At 63.5% G+C, this 17,660-nt stretch carries 16 protein-coding genes; 12 read left to right on the top strand and 4 right to left on the bottom strand.

What is annotated here, in order from left to right:
• The first annotated feature begins 36 nt into the window (after positions 1–36).
• Positions 37–1,689 carry an FAD-binding dehydrogenase gene (locus tag NKJ64_RS12255; RefSeq protein ID WP_023702125.1) on the top strand — a complete coding sequence of 551 codons (1,653 nt, stop codon included), beginning with the start codon at positions 37–39 and terminating at the stop codon, positions 1,687–1,689.
• 239 nt (positions 1,690–1,928) lie between these two features.
• Here the strand turns inward: NKJ64_RS12255 and dgoD are convergent, their stop codons facing one another.
• Together dgoD and NKJ64_RS12245 are read right to left on the bottom strand one after the other, a co-directional pair.
• A complete protein-coding gene (gene dgoD, locus NKJ64_RS12250) occupies positions 1,929–3,077 on the bottom strand; it encodes a galactonate dehydratase (protein ID WP_352462644.1) in 1,149 nt (382 codons plus the stop codon).
• A 7-nt stretch (positions 3,078–3,084) separates the two neighbouring features.
• Positions 3,085–3,774 carry a FadR/GntR family transcriptional regulator gene (locus NKJ64_RS12245; protein ID WP_245259915.1) on the bottom strand — a complete coding sequence of 230 codons (690 nt, stop codon included), beginning with the start codon at positions 3,772–3,774 and terminating at the stop codon, positions 3,085–3,087.
• 245 nt (positions 3,775–4,019) lie between these two features.
• Between NKJ64_RS12245 and NKJ64_RS12240 the strand changes: the two genes are divergently transcribed.
• The 4 genes from NKJ64_RS12240 (at position 4,020) to NKJ64_RS12225 (ending at position 8,357) form a co-directional block, all read left to right on the top strand.
• Positions 4,020–5,009, top strand: coding sequence for an arabinose ABC transporter substrate-binding protein (locus NKJ64_RS12240; RefSeq protein WP_023668118.1), 990 nt, complete (start codon positions 4,020–4,022; stop codon positions 5,007–5,009).
• Between the two features lie 70 nt (positions 5,010–5,079).
• Complete coding sequence (araG, locus tag NKJ64_RS12235) at positions 5,080–6,591, top strand: L-arabinose ABC transporter ATP-binding protein AraG (RefSeq protein ID WP_023696262.1); 1,512 nt, start codon at positions 5,080–5,082, stop codon at positions 6,589–6,591.
• 11 nt (positions 6,592–6,602) lie between these two features.
• Complete coding sequence (gene araH, locus NKJ64_RS12230; RefSeq protein WP_023687901.1) at positions 6,603–7,553, top strand: L-arabinose ABC transporter permease AraH; 951 nt, start codon at positions 6,603–6,605, stop codon at positions 7,551–7,553.
• Positions 7,554–7,577: 24 nt separating this feature from the next.
• Positions 7,578–8,357, top strand: coding sequence for an SDR family oxidoreductase (locus NKJ64_RS12225; RefSeq protein WP_352462642.1), 780 nt, complete (start codon positions 7,578–7,580; stop codon positions 8,355–8,357).
• Between the two features lie 62 nt (positions 8,358–8,419).
• Here NKJ64_RS12225 and NKJ64_RS12220 read toward each other — a convergent pair whose 3' ends face one another.
• Complete coding sequence (locus NKJ64_RS12220; protein WP_352462641.1) at positions 8,420–9,367, bottom strand: GlxA family transcriptional regulator; 948 nt, start codon at positions 9,365–9,367, stop codon at positions 8,420–8,422.
• 86 nt (positions 9,368–9,453) lie between these two features.
• On the opposite strand from NKJ64_RS12220, the gene NKJ64_RS12215 reads away from it, so the two are divergent.
• The 7 genes from NKJ64_RS12215 (at position 9,454) to NKJ64_RS12185 (ending at position 16,624) form a co-directional block, all read left to right on the top strand.
• The gene (locus tag NKJ64_RS12215; RefSeq protein ID WP_023691357.1) at positions 9,454–10,161 is read left to right on the top strand and encodes a DJ-1/PfpI family protein; all 708 of its coding nucleotides are present in this window, start codon (positions 9,454–9,456) and stop codon (positions 10,159–10,161) included.
• Between the two features lie 121 nt (positions 10,162–10,282).
• Positions 10,283–11,017, top strand: a complete 735-nt coding sequence (locus NKJ64_RS12210) for a FadR/GntR family transcriptional regulator (protein ID WP_023668124.1) — start codon at positions 10,283–10,285, stop codon at positions 11,015–11,017.
• On the top strand, positions 11,014–12,210 hold the full coding sequence (locus tag NKJ64_RS12205; RefSeq protein WP_023691355.1) for a PLP-dependent transferase: 1,197 nt from the start codon (positions 11,014–11,016) through the stop codon (positions 12,208–12,210). The genes NKJ64_RS12210 and NKJ64_RS12205 overlap by 4 nt, the downstream gene beginning before the upstream one ends.
• Positions 12,211–12,235: 25 nt before the next feature.
• Positions 12,236–13,513, top strand: a complete 1,278-nt coding sequence (locus tag NKJ64_RS12200; protein ID WP_023687906.1) for an ABC transporter substrate-binding protein — start codon at positions 12,236–12,238, stop codon at positions 13,511–13,513.
• Positions 13,514–13,781: 268 nt separating this feature from the next.
• Positions 13,782–14,705, top strand: coding sequence for a carbohydrate ABC transporter permease (locus NKJ64_RS12195; protein WP_023829175.1), 924 nt, complete (start codon positions 13,782–13,784; stop codon positions 14,703–14,705).
• Entirely contained in the window at positions 14,705–15,553 is an 849-nt protein-coding gene (locus NKJ64_RS12190; RefSeq protein WP_023687908.1) for a carbohydrate ABC transporter permease, read from the top strand. The genes NKJ64_RS12195 and NKJ64_RS12190 overlap by 1 nt, the downstream gene beginning before the upstream one ends.
• A gap of 3 nt (positions 15,554–15,556) precedes the next feature.
• Positions 15,557–16,624, top strand: a complete 1,068-nt coding sequence (locus NKJ64_RS12185; RefSeq protein WP_023687909.1) for an ABC transporter ATP-binding protein — start codon at positions 15,557–15,559, stop codon at positions 16,622–16,624.
• A 2-nt stretch (positions 16,625–16,626) separates the two neighbouring features.
• Here NKJ64_RS12185 and NKJ64_RS12180 read toward each other — a convergent pair whose 3' ends face one another.
• A complete protein-coding gene (locus NKJ64_RS12180) occupies positions 16,627–17,469 on the bottom strand; it encodes an AraC family ligand binding domain-containing protein (protein WP_081725414.1) in 843 nt (280 codons plus the stop codon).
• Between the last annotated feature and the right edge of the window lie 191 nt (positions 17,470–17,660).

Raw genomic sequence — 17,660 nt, 5'->3', positions numbered from 1 at the left:
ATCTCGAAAACAAAAGCCGGCACAGGAGCTACGACAATGGCTGACGCGGACGCAATCATCGTTGGCGGCGGGCTGGCCGGCCTGGCCGCAGCCGCGGAACTCGGCGATGCCGGCAAGCGCGTGATCATCGTCGAGCAAGAGGGTGGCGGTTTTCTCGGCGGCCAGGCATTCTGGTCGCTCGGCGGCCTGTTTTTGGTCAACACGCCCGAGCAGCGCCGCCTGCGCATCAAGGACAGCCGCGACCTCGCCTGGCAGGATTGGCTGGGTTCTGCCCAGTTCGACCGGCCCGAGGACCATTGGCCAAGGAAAGTGGCGGAAGCCTATGTCGATTTCGCCGCCGGCGAGATGCGGCCGTGGCTCTACGCCATGGGCATGCGCTGGTGGCCGGTGGTCGGCTGGGCCGAGCGCGGCGGCGCGCTGGCCAATGGCCACGGCAATTCAGTGCCGCGCTTCCACCTGACATGGGGCACTGGGCCGGGCGTGGTCGCGCCGTTCGAAAGGCGCGTGCGCGAGCACGTCGCCAAAGGGCTGATCACTTTGAAATTCCGTCATCAGGTCAGCCGGCTGATCAAGACCAACGGCGCGGTCACCGGCGTCGCGGGCGAAATCCTGGAGGCATCCGATGTCGAGCGCGGCAAGCAGTCGAGCCGCACGGCCGTCGGCGATTTCGACCTTTCGGCCGGTGTCGTGATCGTCACCTCCGGCGGCATCGGCGGCAATCATGAGTTGGTTCGCAAGGTCTGGCCGGTCGGGCGGCTGGGGCCGGCGCCGAAGCGTATGGTTGCCGGCGTGCCGCACCATGTCGACGGCCGCATGGTGGCGATCACCCAGGACGCCGGCGGGGCCGTCATCAACGCCGACCGCATGTGGCACTATGTCGAGGGGATCAAGAACTGGAATCCGATCTGGCCGAACCACGGCATCCGCATCCTGTCTGCGCCGTCGCCGCTATGGTTCGACGCTCTCGGACAACGCATGGAGGCGCCGTTCTTCCCGAGCTTCGATTCGCTCGGCACCTTGAAGCGTATCCTGTCGACGGGACACGATTATTCCTGGTTCGTGCTGACCAAGACGATCGCTTCGAAGGAGTTCGTGCTCTCGGGTTCGGAGCAAAACCTCGACTTTACGGCCAAGGATTTTCGGGCCGTGCTGAAGAACCGGCGCGGCGGCAAGGCGCCGCCATCGGTGGCGGCGTTCCTGGAAAAGGGCGAGGACTTCGTCGTCCGCGACAACCTGGCCGACCTGGTCGCCGGGATGAACGCGCTGTCAGGCGACAATCTGCTCGACTACGACCGGCTCAACGCCCAGATCGTGGCGCGCGATCGCGAGGTCGACCATGCCTATACCAAGGATGCGCAGGTCACAGCCATCCGCGGCGCTCGCAACTACATTGGCGACAAGATCTTCCGGGTGACCAAGCCGCACAAGATACTCGATCCCAGGCACGGGCCGCTGATCGCGGTGCGCCTCAACATCCTGACGCGCAAAACGCTTGGCGGCCTGCACACCAATCTCAATTCGCAGGTTCTCGACGGCAATGGCGAACCCATTGCCGGGCTCTATGCGGCAGGCGAGGTGGCCGGCGGCGGTGGCGGCGGCTATCACGGCTACAATGCGCTGGAAGGGACATTTCTCGGCAGCTGCATCTTCTCCGGCAGGAACGCAGGCCGGCACGCCGCGGGCAGGTGACGCGGCTGGCGGGCCAAGAAAAGGTCGATGAGAACAGGACATCCGCCATGTTCCATGGATAGCGACTGCTTTCGATCGCTTGCGGCAACCCAGGCGGTCAGCGAGTTGCGGCTTGCCGGCGCCGACGGTTCCCATGCGCTGGTGCTCGGCGCTGCGGCCCATCAGAGGCCTGCGTTACGCTGGCGCCACCGCGAAATTGAGCTTGAGGTCCTGAAGGCCTGGCCGCAAGGTCGGCCGGGCTACCACTCGGCGAAGGAGCCGTCCTTGTGACGCCAGACCGGGTTGCGCCAGCGGTGGCCTTCCTTGGCCCTTTCCTTGACGTAGTCCTCGTCGATTTCGACGCCGAGGCCGGGACCATCGGGGATTGCGACATAGCCATCCTCGTAGCGAAAGACGTCCTTGTTGGCGGCATAATCGAGCAAATCGTTTGCGGCGTTGTAGTGGATGCCGAGGCTCTGTTCCTGGATGAAGCAGTTGTAGCTGACGGCATCGAGCTGCAGGCAGGCGGCGAGCGCGATCGGGCCGAGCGGGCAGTGCGGCGCGACCGCAATATCATAGGCCTCGGCCATCGCCGCGATCTTGCGGCATTCGGTGATGCCACCGGCATGCGAGAGGTCGGGTTGGATGATGTCGACGGCGCCTTGTTCGAACACCGATTTGAAATCCCAGCGGCTGTAGAGCCTCTCGCCGAGTGCGATCGGCGTCGAGCCGAGGGCGGCGATCTCCTTCAGCGCCTCGCGATTTTCGCTCAGCACCGGCTCCTCGATGAACATCAGCCGGTAGGGTTCCAACTCCTTGACCAGCATGCGCGCCATCGGCCGGTGGACGCGGCCGTGGAAATCGACGGCGATGCCAATGTTGGACCCAACGGCCTCGCGCACCATGGCGACTCGTTCGACAGCCGCATCTATTCTGTCATGGTTGTCGATGATCTGCAGTTCCTCGGTGCCATTCATCTTCAGCGCCTGAAAACCGCGCGCCACCACTTCCCTGGCGCCATCAGCCACTTCCGCCGGCCGGTCGCCGCCGATCCAGGAATAGACCTTGATGCTGTCGCGCAGCTTGCCGCCGAGCAGTTCGTGCACAGGCACGCCGAGCGCCTTGCCCTTGATGTCCCATAGCGCCTGGTCGATGCCGGCAATGGCGCTCATCAGGATCGGCCCGCCGCGGTAGAAGCCGCCGCGATGCATCACCGTCCAATGGTCCTCGATCAGGCGCGGGTCCTTGCCGATCAGATAATCGCCAAGTTCCTTGACCGCTGCCTCGACCGTCAGCGCACGGCCTTCGACCACAGGCTCGCCCCAGCCGGTGACGCCGGCATCAGTCTCGATCTTCAGGAACAGCCAGCGCGGCGGGACGATGTAGGTGGTGAGCGAGATGATTTTCATGCTGGTCTCAGTTGTTCTTGAGTTTCTTGGCGCTGACCAGGTCGCGCGCCGCAAGGTCGAGGATCCGGCCTGCCGCCGCACGCGCCGCCGCGGCATCGCGCATGCGCAGTGCCTCCACCACCTCGCGGTGCGCCGCCACTGCTTCCATGCGCCGAGCGAGCGAAATGGTCGCCGTTGCTTCAAGCGAGAATTTCAGCCCGGTGTCGATCAGATTGCCGATCTGGCGGAAGATCGGGTTGTGGCTCGCGGCATAGACGATCTGGTGGAAGGTGATGTCCGAGCGCGAGAAGGCGGCGAGATCCTCGCCGGCATTGGCCATGCCGCGCCAGGCGGCTTCGAGATCGGCGATCTCCTGCAGCGTCGCACGAGTCGCCGCCAGTTCAGCTACCAGAGGTTCGATGGCGCGGCGCGTCTCGAGGATGGCGTCGAACAATTTGTCGTCCAGCGCATGCGGCGCGTGCCAGGCCAGCACCTGCGGGTCGATGATGTTCCAGTTGTCCTGTTCACATACAACCGTGCCGATGCGCGGCCGCGACAGCACCAGCCCCTTGGCGGCCAGCACCTTCAGCGCCTCGCGGATGACGGTGCGGCTGACGCCATATTCGACGCCGAGCTCGTTTTCGGTCGGCAGAGACGAGCCGGCGGGATAGCGTCCGGAAAAGATGTCTGAGGCAAGCGCCTTGGTCACATCGGGCATGACGCGCGGGCGGCGGGTGTCGCCTGATGCCTTCTTCGAAGTTTCGGTCACCTCAGCCCTCCTCCAAGGCGGCGAAACCACTGATCTCGCGTCCCCGGCCTTACCGGATGCGGATGATTTGCGCCAGCGATCCCTGGTCAGAGCATGTAGCTCAATTATCATACCAGATCAATTGACGAGTATGATAAAAAGAATTAGAGACTCTGCATCCGGGCTGAGCGCCCGGCCACCGCTGGGAGGTAATCATGCGACTTCTGAAGACCGCGCTCGTCGCGGGCGCCCTTGCCGTGCTGTCCGTCACGACCATCGCTGCATATGCTCAGGACACCAAGATAGGTTTTATCGTCAAACAGCCCGAGGAGCCGTGGTTCCAGGACGAATGGAAGTTCGCCGACCAGGCCGCCAAGGAGAAGGGTTTTACCCTGGTCAAGATCGGCGCCGAGGACGGTGAGAAGCTGATGTCGGCGATCGACAATCTCGGCGCGCAGGGCGCGCAAGGCTTCATCGTCTGCACACCTGATGTGAAACTCGGCCCCGGCATCGTCGCCAAGGCCGCCGCAAACAATCTCAAGCTGATGACCGTTGACGACCGTCTGGTCGGCGCAGACGGCAAGGCGCTGGAAGACGTGCCGCATATGGGCATTTCGGCGACCAAGATCGGCGAGGCCGTCGGCCAGGCGATCGTCGACGAAATGAAGGCGCGCGGCTGGAAGGCCGACGAGGTTGGCGCCATCCGCGTCTCCTATGATCAGTTGCCGACCGCCGTCGACCGGGTCGAAGGCGCCATCTCGGTGCTCAAGGCCAACGGCTTCAAGGCCGAGAACATCTTCGACGCGCCTCAGGCCAAGACCGACACCGAGGCTGCACTGAATGCGGCGACGGTGGTGCTCAACGCCCATGCCGACATCAAGAAGTGGGTCTCCTTCGGCCTCAACGACGAAGCCGTGCTCGGCGCCGTGCGCGCTTCCGAAAGCGTCGGCATCCCGGCCGAAAACGTGATCGGCGTCGGCATCGGCGGTGCGGATTCGGCGATCAACGAGTTCAAGAAGCCGACCGCCACCGGCTTCGTCGGCACGGTGATCATCTCGCCGAAGCGTCACGGCTACGAGACTGCGCTCAACATGTATGACTGGGTCGCCAACAACAAGGAACCCGAGAAGCTCATCCTGACCGCCGGTGCGCTGGCCAAGCGCGACGACTACCAGACGGTCCGCAAGGGTCTCGGCATCGAATAATCCTCCCTGTACAAACAGGCGGCGGCTCACAGTCGCCGCCTGTTTGGCATGGCAAAAGGATAGGCGCCCCATGTCCTTTCTCGACTTCTCGGAAATCACCAAGACCTATCCGGGCGTCAAGGCGCTGTCGGACGTCTCGTTCGGCGTCGACAAGGGCGCCGTGCACGGCCTGATGGGCGAGAACGGCGCCGGCAAATCCACGCTGATCAAGATCCTGTCCGGCGACCAGCATGCCGATGACGGCGAGATCCTCATCGACGGCAAGATGCAAGCCTATGCAACGACGCGAGATGCCTTCGACAATGGCGTCATCGTCATCCACCAGGAACTGCAGCTGGTTCCCGAGCTCACTGTTGCCGAAAACCTCAGCCTCGGCCGCTTCCCCGCCAACGCCGGCATCATCGCCCGTGCCAGGATGCTGGACGATGTTGGCGCCAAGCTGAAATCAGCCGGCATCGACATCGATATCAGCCGCAAGGTCAAGACGCTGTCGATCGGCGAGCGCCAGATGGTCGAGATCGCCAAGGCGATCATGCTCGACGCGCGCGTCATCGCTCTGGACGAGCCGACCTCGTCATTGTCGTCGCGCGAAAGCGAAATCCTGTTTGCCCTGATCGACCGCCTGCGCGGCGAGGGCAAGGTCATCATCTATGTCTCGCACCGGCTGGACGAAGTGTTCCGCCTCTGCGACAGCCTGACCGTGCTGCGCGACGGCAAGCTCGCGGCGCACCATGCGTCGCTGAAAAACGTCACACGCGACCAGGTCGTCGCCGAAATGGTCGGCCGCGAAATCTCCGATATCTGGGGGTTTCGCCCACGCCCGGCCGGCGATGTCCGGCTGAAGGTCGACGCTGTTTCCGGAGTAAAACTGACGACGCCTGCCAGCTTCGAGGCAAGGGCCGGCGAGATCGTCGGCTTCTTCGGCCTGATCGGCGCGGGGCGCTCGGAACTGATGCGGCTGGTCTTCGGCGCCGACCGGCGCTCAGGCGGCACCATCAGCGTCGACGGCAAGGTCGTTCATGCCACCGATCCCCATGACGCGATCCGCGCCGGCATCGTTTTGTGCTCGGAAGACCGCAAGCATGACGGCATCATCCAGGGCCGCTCGATCGAGGAGAACATCAACATCTCGTCGCGGCGTCATCACACGCGCTTCGGGATCCTGAACCGCGCCAGCGAGATCGCCACCGCCGAGACCTTCATCAAGAAGCTCAAGGTGCGCACGCCGTCGCGCAAGCAGGACATCATCAACCTCTCCGGTGGCAACCAGCAGAAGGTCATTCTCGGCCGCTGGCTGTCGGAGCAGGGCGTGCGCGTGCTTATCGTCGACGAGCCGACACGCGGTATCGATGTTGGCGCCAAAGCGGAAATCTACGAGTTGCTCTACCAGCTTGCCGAAGACGGCATGGCGATCGTCGTCGTCTCGTCCGAACTGCCGGAAGTGATGGGCATTTGCGACCGCATCCTGGTGATGTGCGGCGGGCGCATCAGCGCCGAACTCGCCCGCGACCAGTTCGCCGAAAAAGCGATCCTGGCCGCTGCTCTTCCCGATCAGAAAACCCCCGACGCGATCGCATCCTGAGGATCTTTACCATGACCGATCAGTTGAAGAAGATCCTGCTCGGCGAACAGGGCCTCGTCGTCATCTTCATCGTCGCCTTCGTGCTGGTGTCGCTGCTGGTGCCGAACTTCCTCACCGACCGCAACATGCTCGGCCTGCTGCAGTCGGTGGTCACCGTCGGCATTGTCGCCTGCACGATGATGTTCTGCCTTGCCGCGCGTGACTTCGACCTCTCGGTCGGCTCCATCGTCGCCTTTGCCGGCATGGTCGCGGTAATGGCGTCGAACTATACCGGTTCGATCCTGCTCGGGCTTCTCGCGGCAATCGCCTGCGGCGCCTTCGTCGGCTTCATCAATGGCGTCGTCATCGCCAAATTCCGCATCAACGCGCTGATCACGACGCTTGCCACCATGCAGATCGTGCGCGGCCTTGCGCTGATCGCATCCGATGGCCGCGCCGTCGGCATCAACAGCCCGGATTTCTACCAACTGGCGCTGTCGAAACTGTTCGGCATTCCGACGCCGGTCTGGGTCCTGGCCGTGCTGTTCTGCATCTTCGGTTTTGTCCTCAATCGTACCGTGTTCGGCAAGAACACGCTGGCCATCGGCGGTAACCCGGAGGCTTCGCGCCTGGCCGGCGTCAATGTCGACTGGACGCGCATCTGGATCTTTGCGCTGCAAGGCGTGGTTTGCGGCATCGCCGGCATCCTTTTGGCCTCGCGCATCACGTCGGGCCAACCCAATGCGGCGGTGGGGCTTGAACTCTCGGTCATCTCGGCCTGCGTGCTCGGCGGCGTCTCGCTTGCCGGCGGCCGCGCCACCATGTCGGGCGTCATCGTCGGCGTGCTGATCATGGGCATCGCCGAAAACGCCATGAACCTGCTCAACATCCCAGCCTTCTACCAATACATTGTGCGCGGCGTGATCCTGCTGCTTGCCGTTTTGCTCGACAATCTGCGTTCGTCGGCACTGGGCCGGCGCTGACCATCTTCCAGTGGAGTGACAGCCATGGCCGAGCGCCTGTCCGGCAAACGCATCTTCCTCACCGGCGCCGCGCAAGGCATCGGGGTTGCCATCGCCGAGGCCTGCCTGGCCGAAGGGGCAAAGCTGTTCCTAGTCGATCGCGACGGCGCGCTGCTGGACAAAACGGTCGCCGGCCTTGCCGCACCGCAGGGCCATGTCGGGCATGTCTCAGCCGACATCAGCGACGGTGCCGCGATTGCCGCAGCCGTCGGTCAAGCGACCGACGCGATCGGGCCGATCAACGCGCTGATCAACAATGCCGGCATGAATGTGTTCTCGACGCCGCTCGAGGCGACCGAGGAGGAGTGGAATCGCAATTTCGATGTCAACGTCAAAGGCGCCTGGAACTGCGCCAAGGCGGTGCTGCCGGCAATGATCGCAAATGGCGGTGGCGCGATCCTCAACATCGCCTCGACGCACAGCTTCACCATCATCCCTCATACCTTCCCCTATCCCGTGGCCAAGCACGCGCTGCTTGGGCTGACCAAGTCGCTGGCGCTGGAATATGCCGGGCAGGGCGTGCGCGTGAACGCGCTGGCGCCCGGTTATGTCGAGACGCAGAAGGCGACCGACTATTGGAACAGTTTTGCCGATCCGGTTGCGGCGCGCGCCAAGACGCTGGCGCTGCATCCCGGCGGCCGCATCGCCTCGGCGCGCGAGATCGCGCTGGCCGCTGTGTTCATGATTTCTGAGGAGTGCCCGTTCATGAACGCGGCGACCCTCGTCGTCGATGGCGGGCTCAGCCAGCTACAGCATCCCGCCTGAACGCTGGAGAGGCTCTATTTCTACGGCATCGACCGCCGGCCTAATGGAGCAAGCAGTCGCGATCAGAACCGCTCGCGATAGGCGCGCGGATTGGTGCCCAGCACGCGCAGAAAGCCGCGCCGCATGGTTTCTTCCGAGCCGAAACCGCAGCGGCGGGCCGTCTGGTTGACGGGCTGGCCCCGCTCCAGCATCCGCCGCGCCGCCTCGATCCGGATCTCCTCGATCGCGCGGGCAGGTGTCCGGCCGGTGGCCTCGCGATAGCGCCGCGAGAAGCTGCGCGGGCTCATATTGGCGTGGTCGGCCAACTGCGTGAGCGACAGGTCACCGGCCAGATTTTCAAGGATCCAGCCATGCAGCCGGTCGAAGCGCCCGTCGCCTTGCTGCAGCTTGAGGGTCTGGCTGAATTGCGCCTGGCCACCGGGACGTTTCAGGAAGACCACCAACTCGCGCGCCACGCCGAGCGCCGTGTGCCGGCCAAGGTCGGCCTCGACGAGGGAGAGGGCGAGATCGATCCCCGCCGTTACGCCGGCGGATGTCCAGACATTGCCGTCGCGGATGAAGATCGGATCGGGTTCGAGCCGGACCGCGGGAAAGCGCCGGGCGAACTCCGCGCAGCGTCCCCAATGGGTCACCGCGCGGCGGCCGTCGAGCAGGCCAGCCGTCGCCAGCAGCATGGCGCCGCTGCAGACGGAAGCGGTTCGGGTGGCATCGCGCGAGCGACCGGCGATCCACTGGACCAGCACGGGATCGTCGCAGGCCGCGTTGACGCCCCATCCTCCGGGGACAAGCAGCGTGTCGATCTTACCTCCGTGGGTTGGCAGCACTGCTGCCTCCAGCACGAGACCGGCCGATGTCCGGATGCGCGGTGAGGCGGCGACGACCACGACCTCGTAAGGAGCCGGTTCGCCGGCCTGCCCTTTGAAATCATTGGCGCTGGCAAAGACCTGCAGCGGTCCGCTGACGTCGAGGAGCTGGATGTCGGGATAGGCAAGTACTTCGATACGGCGCATTGGTTTGGCCCGAAGCGAGGGATGAATGGCAATCGTGCCAAACCATGATGCCGTAGATTGCCGGAAGTCAACCCACGGAGATTTCCATGCCCCTTCGTTTCGGCATCCTCGTATTCCCCGACGTCCAACAACTCGACCTCACCGGCCCATACGAAGTCCTGGCATCGGCCAAGGATGCCGAGGTGGAACTGATCTGGAAGGATCGCAACCCGGTGACGTCATCGACGCGCCTCTCGCTGACGCCAACCGCGACCTTTGACGATTGCCGGCCCCTCGACGTGCTGTGCATTCCTGGCGGGGGCGGGGTCAACGCGCTGCTGGAGGACCAGACAGTCCTCGATTTCGTGTGGGAGCGCGCGGGGCAGGTGCGCTACATCACCTCCGTTTGCAGCGGTGCCCTGGTGCTTGGGGCGGCCGGACTGCTGAGGGGCAAGCGCGCGACCACGCACTGGTATGCGCATGATTTCCTTGAGGAGTTCGGAGCGATCCCGGTCGACGAGCGTATCGTCGAAGACGGCAAGCTCATCACCGCCGGCGGCGTCACTTCGGGGATCGACTTCGGCCTGGCGCTGGTTGCGAGGCTGCTTGGACAGGAGGAGGCCGAGATCGTGCAGCTCTCGCTCGAATACGCCCCGGCTCCTCCCTTTCGGTCCGGCACGCCCGCCGAGGCGTCGCCTGCGGTGCTGGCGCAGGCAAAAAAGCGCCTCTCTGGTTCGAGGCGGGTTCGCGAGGCAATCTTCGCTCGCTGGCGCGAGGCTCGCGCCGCCGCTGCGCCGGCGCGCATCCACGGCTGAAGCAGCAAGGCCGAAGGTGCATCCCCTGGCCCTTCGGCCTCGCTGCGTTTCCACTGTTGACAGGTCCCTTCGTCTGTGCAGAAATTGGTTGGACCATTGAACCACTTCGGTAATAGCCCCGGTGACCGAATTCAGCCTTCCGCCGATCCAGACGACGGCCCGCGACGACGCGGTGCTGAAGGCGTTGGCCGGCTTCGTCATGCGCGAGAAGCTGGAACCCGGTGAGAGGCTGCCGACCGAACGCATCCTCGCTGAGCGTCTGAAGGTCAGCCGCAACACGGTGCGCGAGGCGCTGACGCGCTGGGAAGGGCTTGGCCTGGTCGAGCGCCGGCAGGGCTCGGGCACCTATCTCAAGGCCGCCGTCTCGCTCGACATGCTGCACATGCCGCTGACGCTTGCCGGCGGCAATGATTTCACCGGCCTGATGCGCACGCTGGAAATCCGCCGCGCGCTGGAAGCGGAGGCCGCCGCCCTTTGCGCCATTCGTGCCGACAAGGACGACCTCGCCGAGATCGAGCGCAAGCTCGACATCATGGAGGAAGAGTTTCTCAGCCGCGCCGGCATGTCGTCGGAAGAGGACTGGGAATTCCATCAGGCGATCTACCGCGCCTGCGGCAATCCGCTGTTCGAGCAGATTATCGCCGCCATGCACGAACTGTTCCACCGCTTCTGGGAACATCCGCTCGGCGTGCGCGATTTCGGCCACGCAAGCTTTCCCTACCACCGCACCATGTTCGACTGCATCGCCGCGCACGATCCGGAAGGCGCCCGGGCCGAAGCGCTGAAGCTGATCGCCACGGTCGAGGACGATTTGAAGCGCGGCGCCGCCAACCTCAAACTTTCGGTCCGCACATGAACGAGCACAGCTTCGACCCCGGCATTTCCGGCAGCGACTATCTCGCCGAGGCGGCGACGCTTCTGGCGCATGACGACCCGTTCCCTGGCAATGCGGTGGTGCCGCCGATCTACCAGACCTCGCTGTTCACCTTCGCCAGCTATGCCGACATGGCCGACACCTTTGCCGGGCGCAGGAAGCAGCCGATCTATTCGCGCGGCGACAACCCGACGGTGATGGAATTCGAGTCACGCGTCGCAGCGCTCGAAGGTGCGGAAGCCGCGCGCGGATTCTCCAGCGGCATGGCGGCGATCAGCGCGACATTGCTTGCCTTTGTCGGCGCCGGCGAGCGCATCGTTGCGGTGCGCAACTGCTATGGTGACGCCTACCGACTGTTCGAGCGGTTGTTCCCGCGCCTGCACATCAAGGTCGACTATGTCGACGGCTCCGATCCGGATGCGGTGGCCGCGGCTCTTCCCGGCGCCAAACTGCTCTACCTGGAAAGCCCGACCTCGATGACGTTCGAGCTGCAGGATCTCGAACATCTGACGCGGCTGGCGAAAGAGCAGGGCATCGTCACCACCATCGACAATTCCTGGGCGACGCCGGTGTTCCAGAAGCCGATCCTGCACGGCGTCGATCTGGTGCTGCATTCCGCCTCGAAATATCTCGGCGGTCACAGCGACACCGTCGCCGGCGTGGTGGCCGGCTCGGCCGCTCACATCAAGCATATCAACGACCAGACCTATTCGCAGCTCGGCGCAAAGCTGTCGCCCTTCGAGGGCTGGCTGCTGTTGCGCGGCCTGCGCACGCTGCCGCTGAGACTGCCGCATCACATGAAGAGTGGGCTCATCATCGCCGAGCGCTTGAAGGCGCATGACAAGGTCGAGCGGGTCAATCATCCCGCCTATTCCAACCATCCCGGCAAGAAGACGCTTGCCGGCTATGCCGGGCTGTTCTCCTTCGAGGTGACGGAGGATGTCGACATTCCCGCTTTCGTCGATGCGCTGAAATTTTTCCGCATCGGCGTCAGCTGGGGCGGTCATGAAAGCCTGGTCGTGCCGGCAAAGGCCTCGCTCGAGCAGACACCGGGTCTCAATTCGATGGCGCGCTTCGGCGTCAGCCCCCGAACCATCCGCTTCAATGTCGGATTGGAAAGCGTCGAAGACCTCTGGGCCGACATCGGCCAGGCCTTCGACAAAGCAAAAAAATGACTGGGTTCAAATGGGAGTTCTGAACATGAAACGACTGAGCATCATGCTTGCCACCGCTGCCGGCCTGGCGATGTCCGCCAGCGGCGCGCTGGCCGATACCACCCTCAAGCTGGTCGAGGTCATCACCAGCCCGCAGCGCACCGAATTCCTGAAGAAGCAGATCGCCGAGTTCGAGGCCGCCAATGCCGGCGTCAAGGTCGAGGTGGTCTCGCTGCCCTGGGGGCAGGCTTTCGAGAAATTCCTCACCATGGTGCAGGCCGGCGATACGCCCGACATCGTCGAGATGCCGGAGCGCTGGATGGGCCTGTACGCCACCAACGGCCAGCTCGAGGATCTCGGCCCTTACATGGCCAAATGGGACGACGCCAAGACGCTGGGCGACCGCGCCAAGCAATTCGGCTCGACCGTCAACAACACCCAGTTCATGATCCCGTACGGCTACTATGTGAATGCGCTGTTCTGGAACAAGAAGTTGTTCAAGGAGGCCGGTCTCGACGGCCCGCCGGCGACACTCGACGACTTCATCGCCGACTCCAAGAAGATCTCCGCCATTCCAGGCAAGTACGGCTATTGCCTGCGCGGTGGGCCGGGCGCCTTCAACGGCATGCACATGTTCATGAACATCGCCGCTGGCAAGGGCGGCTACTTCAACGAGGACGGCACCTCGACCATCAACGAGGAGGGCTCGGTCAAGGGCCTGCAGATGCTGGCCGACATGTACAAGGACGGGCTGGCGCCCAAGGATGCGGTGAGCTGGGGCTTTAACGAGACCGTCACCGGCTTCTATTCCGGCACCTGCGCCATGCTCAACCAGGATCCGGATGCGCTGATCGGCATTGCCGACAAGATGAGTGCCGACGATTTTGCAGTGGCGCCGCTGCCTGTGGGGCCAAGCGGCAAATCCTATCCGACGCTGGGCTATGCCGGCTGGGCGATGTTCGCCAACTCGCAGCACAAGGACGATGCCTGGAAGCTGATGGCGACGCTGTTGTCGCCCAAGGACAATCTCGAATGGGCCAAGGAAGTCGGCGTCGTGCCGATCCACAATGGCGCCGACCAGGATGCCCACTTCAAGACCGAGCAGTTCAAAGGCTGGTTCACCGAACTCAGCGACGCTTCCAAATATGAAATGGTGACGCCGCCGACACATCTGGAGAACCTCGGCAATTTCGTCGACCAGGTGGCGATCAAGAATTTCCAGGAAGTGCTGCTCGGCCAGAAGTCGGCCAAGGACGTTGCCGATCAATGGGCCGCGTTCCTGACCAAGGAACAGCAGGACTGGCTGGCCAAGAACAAGAAGTAGTTCTTCCACCTTCTCCCCGTTTACGGGGAGAAGGTGGCCCGAATGCATGTCGCCCAAAAGTGCGTAGCGGTTTTGGGACAACGACATGCACAGACAGGCCCGGATGAGGGGCAGCTCGAGCACCCCAAGGCTGGCGCCGCCCCTCATCTGCCTGCCCGTCCTCCGCAGCAGCTGTGCTGCAGCTACGGAGGGTGGACCGGCATCTGTTCCCCAATGAACGGCGACGCTTGTTGCCAATCCGCTCCTCCAGGAGACGATCCAGAAGCCAATGACCTACGCCGTACCCGAAATACGATCCGCAGGCCGACCGCGAAAGAAGCGGCTGACGCATGCAGCAATCGAGCCCTGGCTTTATCTCAGCCCGGCGATCGTTCTGCTGGGCGTGGTGCTGCTGGTGCCGCTGATCATCGGCATCAGCTATTCGTTCCGGAAGTTCTCCGCCTTCAAATCCGAATATGTCGGCCTCGGCCAGTATCAGGCGATGCTGACCGACCAGGTGCTGGGGCAGGCGCTGGTCAACACGCTCTGGTGGACCGTCGCCAGCCTGTTCTTCCAGTTCTTCCTCGGCCTGGGTCTGGCGTTGCTGCTCGACAAACCGTTTGTCGGGCGCAAGTTCGTGCAGGCGGTGGTGTTCCTGCCCTGGGCGGTGCCATCTTTCCTGTCGGGCCTGACCTGGGCGTGGCTGTTCAATCCGATCATCGGACCACTGCCGCATTGGCTCTTCACGCTCGGGCTGAAGGCCGAGCCGACCAATGTGCTGTCCGATCCGGCGACCGCCATGTGGGGGCCGATCATCGCCAACATCTGGTTCGGCATTCCGTTCTTCGCCATCACGCTGCTGGCGGCGCTGAAGTCGATCCCGTCGGAACTGCATGAGGCGGCCGCAATCGACGGCGCTTCGCCTTGGCAGCGCTTCACCAAGGTGACGCTGCCGTTCCTGGCGCCGACCATCGTCATCACCGTCATGCTGCGTACGATCTGGATCGCGACCTTCGCCGATCTGATCTTCGTCATGACCGAGGGCGGGCCGGCAGGCTCGACCAGCACGGTGCCGGTCTACATCTATGTCAGTGCCTTCAAGTCGCTGGACAAGGGCTATGCCTCCGCGGTGGCGGTGCTGCTCTTGATCTTGCTGATCGCCTATGCGATCGCGCTGATCGCCATCCGCCGCTTGCTGGTGAGGCACGTCTGATGATTGCCGGACGCTCCACCTCCTCGCGCATCTTCAGCGGCATCGGCCTCTACGCGGCGATTGCCGCCTATATGATCTTTGCGCTGTTTCCGATCTTCTGGACGCTGAAGATTTCGGTAACGCCGGAGCGGCTGCTCTATTCCGAGGGCATCACGCTGTGGCCGTCGCAGACCTCCTTCCGCAACTTCATCACTGTCCTGGAAGCCTCTGACTTCCCCCGCTATTTCCTCAACAGCGTTATCGTCTCGGTGTCGACGGCGGCCCTGGTGACAGTCATCGCCACGCTCGCCGGCTACGCCATGTCGCGCTTCACCTTTCGCGGCAAGGCAACGCTGGCGATCATGCTTTTGCTGACGCAAACCTTCCCGCTGGTGATGGTCATTCCGCCGATCTACCGCGTCATGGGCGAGCTTGGCCTGACCAACAGTCTGGTTGGTCTGATCATCATCTACACCGCCTTCAACACCGCCTTCGCCACCTTTCTAATGCAGTCCTTCTTCGACGGCATTCCGAAGGATCTGGAGGAAGCGGCGATGATCGACGGCTGCACGCGGGCGCAGGCGATGCGCAAGGTGATCGTGCCGCTGACCTTGCCCGGCATGGGCGCCACGCTCGGCTTCGTCTTCACCGCCGCCTGGAGCGAATTGCTGTTCGCGCTGATGCTGATCTCCAGCGACGACCAGAAGACCTTTGCCGTCGGCCTGCTCACCTATATCGGCAAGTTCGCCGTGGACTGGGGGCAGATGATGGCGGCGTCGATCCTGGCGCTGATCCCGGTCTGCATCTTCTTCGCCTTCCTGCAACGCTATCTCGTCACCGGCCTCACCGCCGGCGCGGTCAAAGGATAATCGATGGCTTCCGTCACGCTGCAAAACGTCGAGAAGGATTACGGTTCGCTGCGCATCCTGCACGGCGTCGACCTCGAGATCGCCGATGGCGAGTTCGTCGTGCTGGTCGGCCCGTCCGGCTGCGGCAAGTCGACCCTTTTGCGCATGATTGCCGGGCTGGAGGAGGTGTCGGGCGGCGAGATCCATATCGGCGATCGGCTGGTCAACGATGTCGCGCCGAAGGACCGCGATATTGCCATGGTGTTCCAGTCCTACGCGCTCTATCCGCACATGGATGTGTCGTCGAATATGGGTTTCAGCCTGCTTTTGAAGAAGGCGGAGAAGACGACGATCGACGGCAGGGTAGGGGCGGCGGCCAAGCGCCTCGGCCTCGACAGTTTCCTCGGCCGTCTGCCCAGGCAACTGTCCGGCGGCCAGCGCCAGCGCGTCGCCATGGGCCGCGCCATCGTGCGCGATCCCAAAGTGTTTCTGTTCGACGAGCCGCTCAGCAATCTCGACGCCAAATTGCGCGTGCATATGCGCGCCGAGATCAAGGCGCTGCACCAGCAGCTCAAGACCACATCGGTCTATGTCACCCACGACCAGATCGAAGCCATGACCATGGCCGACCGCATCGTCGTCATGCATGACGGTTACGTCCAGCAGGTCGGCCATCCGCTCGAACTCTACGATCGGCCGATCAACACCTTCGTCGCCGGCTTCATCGGCTCGCCCGGCATGAACTTCTTTCCGGCGACAGTGGCCAAGGGCGGCAAGGTGGACGCGGTGCTGGCCGACGGCCAGAAGCTGCGGTTGCCTGATGGCTTGCCGTTGAAGGATGGCGATGTGCTTACTGTCGGGCTACGGCCGGAGCACATCCAGCTTGCCGACGATGGTCCGCTCAGGGCAGAGGTCGAGGTGGTCGAGCCGCTCGGCCTGTCGACGCAGTTCTATGTCCGGCTCGCCAACCAGCTGGTTTGTGTCTTCGTCATGGGACGCAGCACTATCCGGCCTGGCGATAAGGTGCGGCTGTCTGCCGATCCGGCGGCGCTGCATCTGTTCGATCCCGCAAGTGGCAACCGCATCGGGTAATCCTATCGAAGGCTGCCCAGGCTGGCATACATGCCGGTGGTGCGGAACTGCGTCGGGTTGATGCCGTAGAGCCGGCGGAAGACTTTCGAGAAATAGTTGGCGTCCTCGAAGCCGCACAGGATGGCGACCTCCTTGACCGGCAGGAAATCGGCTTTGGTTAGCAGCTTCGCCGCCCGCTGCAGCCGCTGCTGCAGCACGAACTCGGCCGGCGGAACGCCTTCGCTCTCGGCGAAGCAGCGCGAGAAATGGGCGCGGCTGAGGCCGCTGATCTGGACGAGCTCGGCCACGGGCAAGGGCTTGTCGAGATTGGCGTTGATATGATCGATGACCGGCTGCATGACGCTCTGTTTCTCAGTGAAGGCGTGCGAGCCGAAGACATCGTCGTAAAGCGCCATCGCCGCCTCATAGGCGATTGCCGAAGCAGCGCCAGGCGAAGCGCCGCCCTTGATCAGGCGCAGGCTGCAATCGGCGAGATGATCGATCGTCTCCGGCTGCAGCCGAAACACCGGGCCGGAGACGCTGAGTATGGATTTGTGGACGCGCAGCGCCTCCTCGCCATTCATCGAGATCCAGAAATATTCCCAGCGGTCGCCCTTCTCCAGCCAGTAGCGATGGTTGTGTGGCACCAGCACCAGCAGCGTGTCGTTGGCCTGCAGGCGGTAGTTGCGGTTCTCGTAGCGCAGCTGGCCGGTGCCGCTGATCGTGTGCTGCAGCACGGTGAACGGTGTCTGGCCGCGCTTGCGCCCATCCCAGTCATAGGTCACGCCCTCGCGTACTTCATAGCCGGTGCTGGTTGGCATGGCATGCAGGCGCTGGCGGCCGCGCGGCAGCGAGATGGTGCGCATCAACTGTCCGTTGGCGATCAGATCATGCAGCACAAAATTACCCTCGAAAGCATAATCGTTCTCTGGCCGCGCCCTGGAATAACGGCATAATCCAAATCCTGAGAACGCGAAAGACCCGCGGTCGAGGAGCGGGCGGGGAGGAGAACGAGCCGGAATTCCGGCTCGAATGGCATGCGCGCCGAGGCGAGCCG

It is taken from the genome of Mesorhizobium sp. M0062, from assembly GCF_040323125.1.
Classification (GTDB): Bacteria; Pseudomonadota; Alphaproteobacteria; order Rhizobiales; family Rhizobiaceae; genus Mesorhizobium.
This window is presented reverse-complemented; position numbering and strand designations above follow the sequence as displayed.

What these genes read in the sequence shown, in the direction of transcription:
- NKJ64_RS12190 (WP_023687908.1), top strand. Translation starts at nt 14,705, where the DNA reads ATGATTGCCGGACGCTCCACCTCCTCGCGCATCTTCAGCGGCATCGGC.
- NKJ64_RS12240 (WP_023668118.1), top strand. Translation starts at nt 4,020, where the DNA reads ATGCGACTTCTGAAGACCGCGCTCGTCGCGGGCGCCCTTGCCGTGCTG.
- NKJ64_RS12205 (WP_023691355.1), top strand. Translation starts at nt 11,014, where the DNA reads ATGAACGAGCACAGCTTCGACCCCGGCATTTCCGGCAGCGACTATCTC.
- NKJ64_RS12180 (WP_081725414.1), bottom strand. Translation starts at nt 17,469, where the DNA reads ATGCGCACCATCTCGCTGCCGCGCGGCCGCCAGCGCCTGCATGCCATG.
- NKJ64_RS12225 (WP_352462642.1), top strand. Translation starts at nt 7,578, where the DNA reads ATGGCCGAGCGCCTGTCCGGCAAACGCATCTTCCTCACCGGCGCCGCG.
- NKJ64_RS12220 (WP_352462641.1), bottom strand. Translation starts at nt 9,367, where the DNA reads ATGCGCCGTATCGAAGTACTTGCCTATCCCGACATCCAGCTCCTCGAC.
- NKJ64_RS12255 (WP_023702125.1), top strand. Translation starts at nt 37, where the DNA reads ATGGCTGACGCGGACGCAATCATCGTTGGCGGCGGGCTGGCCGGCCTG.
- NKJ64_RS12200 (WP_023687906.1), top strand. Translation starts at nt 12,236, where the DNA reads ATGAAACGACTGAGCATCATGCTTGCCACCGCTGCCGGCCTGGCGATG.
- NKJ64_RS12245 (WP_245259915.1), bottom strand. Translation starts at nt 3,774, where the DNA reads ATGCCCGATGTGACCAAGGCGCTTGCCTCAGACATCTTTTCCGGACGC.
- araH (WP_023687901.1), top strand. Translation starts at nt 6,603, where the DNA reads ATGACCGATCAGTTGAAGAAGATCCTGCTCGGCGAACAGGGCCTCGTC.
- NKJ64_RS12185 (WP_023687909.1), top strand. Translation starts at nt 15,557, where the DNA reads ATGGCTTCCGTCACGCTGCAAAACGTCGAGAAGGATTACGGTTCGCTG.
- araG (WP_023696262.1), top strand. Translation starts at nt 5,080, where the DNA reads ATGTCCTTTCTCGACTTCTCGGAAATCACCAAGACCTATCCGGGCGTC.
- dgoD (WP_352462644.1), bottom strand. Translation starts at nt 3,077, where the DNA reads ATGAAAATCATCTCGCTCACCACCTACATCGTCCCGCCGCGCTGGCTG.
- NKJ64_RS12195 (WP_023829175.1), top strand. Translation starts at nt 13,782, where the DNA reads ATGACCTACGCCGTACCCGAAATACGATCCGCAGGCCGACCGCGAAAG.
- NKJ64_RS12215 (WP_023691357.1), top strand. Translation starts at nt 9,454, where the DNA reads ATGCCCCTTCGTTTCGGCATCCTCGTATTCCCCGACGTCCAACAACTC.